The organism is Komagataeibacter intermedius TF2 (genome assembly GCF_000964425.1).
GTDB lineage: Bacteria > Pseudomonadota > Alphaproteobacteria > Acetobacterales > Acetobacteraceae > Komagataeibacter > Komagataeibacter intermedius.
On record NZ_BANF01000044.1, the window covers coordinates 63,233 to 71,001 of the forward strand.

At 64.2% G+C, this 7,769-nt stretch carries 7 protein-coding genes and 1 pseudogene; 2 read left to right on the forward strand and 6 right to left on the reverse strand.

Features of this window, described 5'->3' with window-relative positions; translation table 11 throughout:
- Positions 1 to 56: 56 nt before the first annotated feature.
- Together B7449_RS08515 and xseA are read right to left on the reverse strand one after the other, a co-directional pair.
- Complete coding sequence (locus tag B7449_RS08515; protein ID WP_039734458.1) at positions 57 to 413, reverse strand: BA14K family protein; 357 nt, start codon at positions 411 to 413, stop codon at positions 57 to 59.
- A 47-nt stretch (positions 414 to 460) separates the two neighbouring features.
- On the reverse strand, positions 461 to 1,921 hold the full coding sequence (gene xseA, locus B7449_RS08520; protein ID WP_048883561.1) for an exodeoxyribonuclease VII large subunit: 1,461 nt from the start codon (positions 1,919 to 1,921) through the stop codon (positions 461 to 463).
- A gap of 67 nt (positions 1,922 to 1,988) precedes the next feature.
- On the opposite strand from xseA, the gene purD reads away from it, so the two are divergent.
- Both purD and B7449_RS08530 read left to right on the forward strand, forming a co-directional pair.
- Positions 1,989 to 3,269 (forward strand): phosphoribosylamine--glycine ligase, encoded by a 1,281-nt coding sequence (gene purD, locus B7449_RS08525; protein ID WP_039734456.1) that lies wholly within the window; start codon positions 1,989 to 1,991, stop codon positions 3,267 to 3,269.
- A gap of 120 nt (positions 3,270 to 3,389) precedes the next feature.
- Positions 3,390 to 4,772, forward strand: coding sequence for an MFS transporter (locus B7449_RS08530; protein WP_039734455.1), 1,383 nt, complete (start codon positions 3,390 to 3,392; stop codon positions 4,770 to 4,772).
- Positions 4,773 to 4,874: 102 nt separating this feature from the next.
- On the opposite strand, the gene B7449_RS08535 is transcribed toward B7449_RS08530, so the two are convergent.
- The 4 genes and pseudogenes from B7449_RS08535 to B7449_RS08550 all read right to left on the reverse strand — a co-directional run.
- A complete protein-coding gene (locus B7449_RS08535) occupies positions 4,875 to 6,173 on the reverse strand; it encodes a nucleobase:cation symporter-2 family protein (protein WP_039734505.1) in 1,299 nt (432 codons plus the stop codon).
- A gap of 476 nt (positions 6,174 to 6,649) precedes the next feature.
- Positions 6,650 to 7,087 carry an ExbD/TolR family protein gene (locus tag B7449_RS08540; protein WP_039734454.1) on the reverse strand — a complete coding sequence of 146 codons (438 nt, stop codon included), beginning with the start codon at positions 7,085 to 7,087 and terminating at the stop codon, positions 6,650 to 6,652.
- Positions 7,088 to 7,141: 54 nt separating this feature from the next.
- A complete protein-coding gene (locus tag B7449_RS08545) occupies positions 7,142 to 7,564 on the reverse strand; it encodes an ExbD/TolR family protein (protein WP_039734453.1) in 423 nt (140 codons plus the stop codon).
- A 2-nt stretch (positions 7,565 to 7,566) separates the two neighbouring features.
- Positions 7,567 to 7,769, reverse strand: a pseudogene (locus B7449_RS08550) (MotA/TolQ/ExbB proton channel family protein); the annotation flags it as partial.

The following is a 7,769-nucleotide window of genomic DNA, read 5'->3' on the forward strand; positions in this document are numbered from 1 at the left end:
GGTTCCCGCCTGCCCACGCGCGACATATGACCCATGCAGCATATGCGGCCGGGCTGCTAGCGGCAGACCCGGCGGCTTCCGTCGGCGGCGATATAGGTGCCTGTCTGCGCATCGAAACACGCATTGGCGGCGCAGCTGCTGACCGTGGGGGTGATATCGGGATGGATGGCGGCCCCCATGGCGTTCGCCTCCCGCGCGGCATGGCCGCACAGGGGAGTATCCGCTGGCGCGGAGGGATCATTTGTCAGGACGACACCCTGTGGCGGCGTGCCTTCCTCCCCCGTCAGGCCGGGGGCGAAATCCTGCGGGGGAATGCGCCCTGACGGCGCCGGGGCCACGGCAGGACGCGATGCGGTCCGGTGCGTGCCGTGTCCCGCGCCCGCGCATCCTGCCAGCAGCACGACCGCGCCCATAGCGCAGAACCACGGCGAAAGTGTCCTGTTGCGTGCGTGTATATGCATTACAGATCCAAATGCCCCTGTTCCGTTTCCCCCGATCTTAGGGGACGGGCCGCAACCTTGCCATCGGCGAAGGTCATGGTCACCTGTGTCGCCCGCCGGGCCTGCGCCGCATGCGCCAGTGGCCGGCCCGCCCTGTCGGTCACCAGCACATAGCCGCGTTCCAGCACGGCCTGCGGGGACAGCGAATCCAGCTGCCCCCCCGCCCCGGCAAGGCGGCTGCTACTGGCGCGCAGCTGCGACACCAGAATGGCGGGCGGCACACGCAGGCCGCGCAGCGTGGACACCCGGCGGTGCAGGAAACCGGCCATGGCCTGCTGGCAGGCCGCGTCAATGCGTGCAAGGTCCGCGCGGCGCAGGGCAAGGACCATCTGCGGCGCGGGCAGCCGGTCGGATGCGTTGCGCAGGCGGCTGCGCAGCTGCTCCATACGGGTCGGCAGCGCCAGATCCAGCCGGTAGGCGCGGTCATCCAGCCGCCGCCGGGCATTTTCAACCACGGCGGGCAGGTCAGGCAGCCCCGCCGCCGCCCGGTCCAGCCGCGCGCGCGCCAGCTGCAGCGTGCGATCAAGACCACCACGCAGGCGTGCGTCACGCTGCGCAAGGGCCGCCTCCAGCTCGGCACGCACCGGCACCGCCATTTCAGCCGCCGCCGTGGGCGTGGGCGCGCGGCGGTCGGATACGAAATCGATCAGTGTCGTATCCGTTTCATGCCCCACGGCGGAAATCACCGGAATGCGGCATGCCGCCACCGCGCGCAGCACGGCTTCGTCATTGAAGGCCATCAGGTCCTCAAGCGAACCACCACCACGTGCGACAATCAGCACATCGGGGCGCGGCACGTCGCCATGGCCATCAATCGCATCGAATCCCGCAACCGCCTGTGCAATCCGTTCGGCCGCGCCGTCCCCCTGCACCGGCACCGGCCAGACAAGGACCGGGTGGGGAAACCGGCGGGCAATGGTGGTGCGGATGTCATGCAGCACCGCCCCCTGCGCCGATGTGACCACCCCGATCACGCGTGGCAGGAAGGGCAGCGGCTGCTTGCGCTCCGCATCGAACAGACCTTCCGCCGCAAGGCGCAGGCGCAGGCGTTCGATCCGGGCCAGCAGCGCGCCCTCGCCCGCATATTCCAGCCGGTCGATCACCATCTGGTAGGAAGATCGTTCGCCGTAGGACGAAATTTTGCCCGTGGCGATGACTTCAACACCGTTTTCGGGTTTCAGCCCCAGCCGGGACACCGTGCCCCGCCACACGACGGAGGACAGCTTGCCCCCTTCATCCTTGAGCGAAAAATACAGGTGACCGGACGGATAGCGCTTGAATTCCGTGATTTCGCCGCGCACGCGAATGCGACCGAACGTGCCCTCAAGCACCCGGCGGATGGCCCCTGAAATCTCGGCAACCGAAAATTCCGGGGTATTGCCGCCCATGGTACGGCCGGAGTCGGGAAACTGTTCATCCATTCGCGCAAGGTATGATAGAGACGGCCACCCCGAAAGGGCCGAGATGAAAAACGGGAGAAACAGAGTAATGCGGGTGCTGCTGATTGGATCAGGCGGACGTGAACATGCCATGGCCGCTGCCATTGCGCGGTCGCCATTGCTTGACGCCCTGTTCATTGCGCCGGGCAATCCCGGCACCGCCGCACTGGGCACGAACTGCCCCGTGCGCGCCGATGACGTGCCGGGACTGATCGCACTGGCGCGGCGGGAGGGCATCGACCTGGTCATACCCGGCCCCGAAGCCCCGCTGGTGGCGGGCATTGCCGATGCCTGCGCGAAAGCGGGCATCGCCTGCGCCGGCCCCACGCAGGCCGCAGCCGCACTGGAAGGCAGCAAGACCTTCACCAAGGAAGTCTGCGATGCGGCAGGCATCCCCACCGCGCGGTGGGAACGCTTTGACGCCGCAGGTCCCGCGCTGGACCATGTCCGCCAGCACGGGGCACCCGTGGTGGTGAAGGCCGACGGCCTTGCGGCAGGCAAGGGCGTGGTCGTGGCGCAGACGGTGGCCGAAGCCGAACAGGCCATTACCGACATGATGACCGACGGCACGCTGGGGCAGGCGGGCCACAGCGTGGTGATCGAGGACTGCCTGATGGGCGACGAGGTCTCCCTGTTCGCATTCTGCGCGGGGGAAACCGCCGTGCTGATTGGCGCGGCACAGGACCACAAGCGCATTGGCGATGGCGATACCGGCCCCAATACCGGCGGGATGGGCGCGGTCTCCCCCCCCGCCGGGTTTGACCGTGAACAGCAGGAAGCCGCCCTGGACCAGCTGGTTCGGCCCATGCTGCGCGAAATGGTGCGTCGGGGCACGCCGTTCACCGGCATCATTTTTGCAGGCCTCATGCTGACCGCAACCGGCCCGCAACTGATCGAATACAATGTCCGCCTTGGCGACCCGGAAGCGCAGGCCCTGCTGATCCGGCTGGAAAGCGACCTGCTGGCTGCCCTTGCCGCCGTGGCGAAGGGTCGGCTGGACCAGACCGATATCCGTTTTTCCAACCAGTCCTCCATAAGCGTGGTCATGGCCGCGCGCGGCTATCCCGGCACGCCGGTGACGGGCGGGGTGATCCGCGATATCGCGACCGCCGAAGCCATGCCGGGGGTGCAGGTATTCCAGGCGGGTACGAAACGCGACGCGGCGGGCGAACTGGTTGCCGCGGGCGGTCGCGTGCTGGCGGTCTGCGCTACGGGCGACACGCTGCAGCAGGCCCGCGACCGCGCATATGAGGCCGTCAGGGTCATTGACTGGCCCGATGGCATCTACCGCCATGACATCGGCCAGCGCGCGCTGCTGGCAAAAGGCTGATGGACCTGTCCTGCTGCAGCCCGCACCCGCAATGGGCGACTATTGATACCCATGCGGCAGGGCCATATAACGTTTCATTATCAAAACCATAATTTCCTTCCCGTCTGAAAAGCCGCTGCCATGCCCCCCCGATCAACCCCTGTCCTGACCGAAGGCGAAGGCCTGCATGGCGCGGCCCGCGTCCGGGCGGTCAGCGCCGTGGCGCTGTCGGTGCTGCTGGCGCTGCTGGATTACGCCATCGCCAACGTGGCCCTGCCCACCATTGCGCAGGATATCCATGTTTCCCCGGCTTCGGCGGTATGGATCGTCAATTCCTACCAGCTGGCCAGCGTGGTCTCGCTGCTGCCCATGGCGGCGCTTGGCTCGCGCATCGGTTTTGCGCGGCTGTGCCAGATCGGGCTGGCGCTGCTGACGGTGGCGTCGCTGTTCTGCGCGCTGTCCCATTCGCTGCTCATGCTGTCACTGGCGCGGGCGGTGCAGGGCGTGGGGGGCGCATGCATCATGAGCGTCAGCATCGCGCTGATCCGCTTCATCTATCCCCATGCCATACTGGGCCGCGGCATTGCCCTCAATGGCGTGATGGTGGCGCTGGGCGTGGGGGGCGGGCCGACGGTGGCGTCCATCATCCTGACGGTCGCGACATGGCCGTGGCTGTTCCTGATCAACATTCCACTGGGGGTGACAGCCCTTGTGCTGGCGCTGGTTTCCCTACCGCGCACGCCCATCAGCGCGGGGACATTCGACGGGATCAGCGCCCTGCTGAACGTGCTGACCTTTGGCGCGCTGATCATGGCGGGGGATTCGGTGGCGCATCACGCGGGCATGGCGCAGGTCATCGTGCTGCTGCTGGCCGGAATTGGCGCGGGCTGGCTGCTGGTGCGCCGCCAGCGCGGGCGCGAACATCCCATGTTCCCGGTGGACATGCTGCGTATCCCGGCCTTCCGCACCGGAACGCTGGTGGGATTCGTGGGCTTCGTGTCCTCCAACCTGTTCATGATCTCCTTCCCGTTCACGCTGCAATCCATGTTCCATTATCCCCCATCCATCGTGGGGCTGCTGATGACGCCGTGGCCGGTTGGCATCATGGCCGTCTCCCCCGTCATCAGCCGACTGGCGGACCGGATTCCTGCCGCCATCCTGTCCTCGGTGGGGCTGTTCATCACCTCGGTGGGGTTCCTGCTGCTTTATGACCTGCCACCGTATCCGGGCTGGTTCGACATTGCCTGGCGCATCACGATCGCGGGCATGGGGTTCGGGATTTTCCAGCCACCCAATAACCGCATCATGATGGTGACGGCCCCGCCAGGGCGTTCAGGCAGCGCATCAGGCATGGTGCAGATCGCGCGGCAGTGCGGGCAGGCGACCGGAGCCATGTTCGTGGCCATGGCGTTTGGCCTGATCACGCATGATGCGGAGCGCAGCTGTCTTGGCTTCGGGTCGATTGTCGCCTTTATCGGCATGCTGTGCAGCGCCGCGCGGCTGCTGAAGCGCCGCACCGGCTGAAAGACGGCTGAGACAGGAATACCGCCCCGTTTCAAAAAGGTAGGGTCATCGGAAGCGTTCCGGAAAAAGCTTCACCAGAAATTTCTCATGGTCTTCAGGCTTTCATGGCGTGCGTTCGTCCACCACGCTTTCCACTTCCGACGCGCTTTTCCCCACGATCAGGTTCATCAGCACGCCCGACAGGATGCACAGCAGCACACCATTACCCAGTAACAGCCGCGCCAGCCCGCTTATATGCATAAACAGGTCCGGACACGCCATGGGCAATACGCCCAGCCCGATGGAAACAGCTGCAATCAGGCCATTCCGTGTCCCTTCAAACCGGACATGCAGCAGTTCGCGTATGCCGCCAATGGTGGTCATGCCAAACATGACCAGACCACATCCCCCCAGAACCGGCGGCGGCAGGGCCGCGATCAGCGCGCCAAGCTTGGGAAACAGTCCCAGCCCGATCATGACCACGCCCGCCGCCGCCACGACGAACCGGCTGCGGATATCGGTTATGGCGATCAGGCCGGTATTCTGCGTAAAGGCATTATAGGGAAAGCTGTTGAACAGGCCGCCCAGCATGGTGGACAGGCCATCGGCCCGTAGCGCGCCGGCAATGGTGGCGTCGGTAATCGGCACATCGACCACGCGGCCAATCGCCAGGCAGTTCCCGGTCGTTTCCGCCACGATGATAACCATGCTGAGCAGCATGATGACGATCGGCATGACATGGAATTCCGGCATGCCGAACGCAAACGGCATGCTGATGGCAAACCACGGCGCATCGGCGACCACGCCATAATGGCCCATGCCACACAGCGCGGCGAGGATGCTGCCCGCGATCAGCCCGACCAGAACGCTGATATTGGCCACGAACCCCCTGCCCCATACCTGCACCCCCACGGTAATGAGGATGGTGGCGAACGCCAGGGCCAGGTTTGCGATGCTGCCAAAATCGGGCGCGCCGGGCGTGCCGCCGCCAATCCACCGCCCGGCCACCGGCACCAGCGTCAGGCCGATGATGGTAATCAGACACCCGATCACCACCGGCGGGAAAAACCGCATGAGCCGCGCCATGAACGGCGCCAGCACCACCATGGCCAGCCCCGCGCCAATGACCGAGCCAAACACCGACGGCACGCCGTACATCTGCCCGATCAGCAGCATGGATGCCAGCATGGCAAAGGACGATCCCTGCACGATTGGCAGGCGGGAGCCGAATTTCCATACCCCGATACTCTGTATGATCGTGGCGATGCCCGAAGTCATCAGCCCGCAGTTGATCAGCAGGATGGTCTGCGCGGGTGACAGGTGCATGGCCGCGGCAAAGACCAGCGGTACGGCAACCGTGCCCGCGTACATGACCAGCGCATGCTGGAAGCCAAAGGCGAACAGCATGCCCGCGGGCAGCATTTCATCAACCGGGTGTGTCGCGTCTGTTTTCACAATCATACGGTTTCCAGCGGCAGCACGCCCTGTCTGCCTTTCTGTCAGCGGCCCTGTTGCATCCGGCCATGCTGAAGTCATAACGGAAACTGAATGTTCCGCCTGCCCGTTGACTTATGGAATACAGATAGGCGGACAAAGCTTAAAAAATGCAACATGCTGTTCATCTAACTGCCTGTTGCACGTTCCGATGAGCACCCACCGGGCCGGAACCCGCACAAAACACTCATTCCGCCGTAATATTCGATCCGCCCGCTCCGGTGCGGACGGGCAAGATATCCGGAACAATACGAACCCTGTGACTTTCATGCCACATGGGTCCCATTCCCCACTGCCCTGAAAACGGACATTTTCCCGGGTCATGGCGAACATAAAAAAACGGCCCTTCCAATACGGAAGGGCCGCCATGCTGTCTGGCAGGGCACCATCAGGAAACTGACAGGTTACTGCGCATCCATGAACTGGTCGCTGCCCATGATACCCAGCTTGCTCACACCCAGACGCTGCGCATCCGCCAGAACCCGCGCCACGACCTTGTAGCTGGCCAGGCGGTCGGGGTGGATATGCATTTCCGGCTGTACCGGCTGGGCTGCTGCATCCTTGAAACGGGCCTGCAGGTCCGCATCGCTGGCGACGGGTTCGCCATTCCACGTGATGGTGTTGTCAAAATCGATCGCCACCGTGTCCACAACCGGGTCCGGTGCGGAAGACGGCGGAGGATTGCCCTGCGGCAGGTCGATCGAAACTGAATGCGTCTGGAGCGGAATGGTGATGATCAGCATGATCAACAGCACCAGCATGACGTCAATCAGGGGCGTGGTATTGATATCGACAATACCTTCGTCCTCTGTCGTGCTGTCTGAGCCGATATTCATGCCCATGGTCTACTCTCCCGAAATTGGCCGGGGCACACAGGCCCCGGCCGGGAATGGATATCAGCCGTGCGGCTGCTCGGTAATGAAGTCGATGTGGACGATACCAGCCTGCTGGCAGGCTGCAATCACCTTGCCCACACCTTCGTATTTTGCCGCCTGGTCACCGCGGATCTGGATCTGTGGCTGCGGGTTTTCCGCCGCCACGTGTTCCAGATGGGACTCCAGGTCGGCATAGCTGGTCAGAGGCGTCTCGTTCCAGTAGGCCTGACCGCTGGGGGTCACTGCGATGACGATGTTGTTCATCATCGTCCGGGTGGGCTGGTTGGCATCCATGGGGAGGCTAACCTTGATGGTATGTGTCGCGACGGGGATGGTGATCAGGAAGATGATCAGCAGCACCAGCATGACATCGACAAGCGGTGTGGTGTTGATGGCGGACACCACCTCGTCTTCATCGCTGCCACCTCCAACTTGCATACCCATGATCAGGCCACCCGGTTATCGATAGTCGTCGTGGTCGGGGAGTTGTCCGGATGGACAGTGATTTCCGCACCATGGCGATAACCACCCATCAGGATCGACTGCACGTCAGCGGCGAAGTTGCGGATCTTGTCCATCGCGCCCTTGTTACGGCGCACCAGCAGGTTGTAGCCCAGAACCGCAGGCACGGCGGTGCCCAGGCCGATGG

What these genes read in the sequence shown, in the direction of transcription:
- B7449_RS08515 (WP_039734458.1), bottom strand. Translation starts at nt 413, where the DNA reads ATGGGCGCGGTCGTGCTGCTGGCAGGATGCGCGGGCGCGGGACACGGC.
- xseA (WP_048883561.1), bottom strand. Translation starts at nt 1,921, where the DNA reads ATGGATGAACAGTTTCCCGACTCCGGCCGTACCATGGGCGGCAATACC.
- purD (WP_039734456.1), top strand. Translation starts at nt 1,989, where the DNA reads ATGCGGGTGCTGCTGATTGGATCAGGCGGACGTGAACATGCCATGGCC.
- B7449_RS08530 (WP_039734455.1), top strand. Translation starts at nt 3,390, where the DNA reads ATGCCCCCCCGATCAACCCCTGTCCTGACCGAAGGCGAAGGCCTGCAT.
- B7449_RS08535 (WP_039734505.1), bottom strand. Translation starts at nt 6,173, where the DNA reads ATGCTGCCCGCGGGCATGCTGTTCGCCTTTGGCTTCCAGCATGCGCTG.
- B7449_RS08540 (WP_039734454.1), bottom strand. Translation starts at nt 7,087, where the DNA reads ATGGGCATGAATATCGGCTCAGACAGCACGACAGAGGACGAAGGTATT.
- B7449_RS08545 (WP_039734453.1), bottom strand. Translation starts at nt 7,564, where the DNA reads ATGGGTATGCAAGTTGGAGGTGGCAGCGATGAAGACGAGGTGGTGTCC.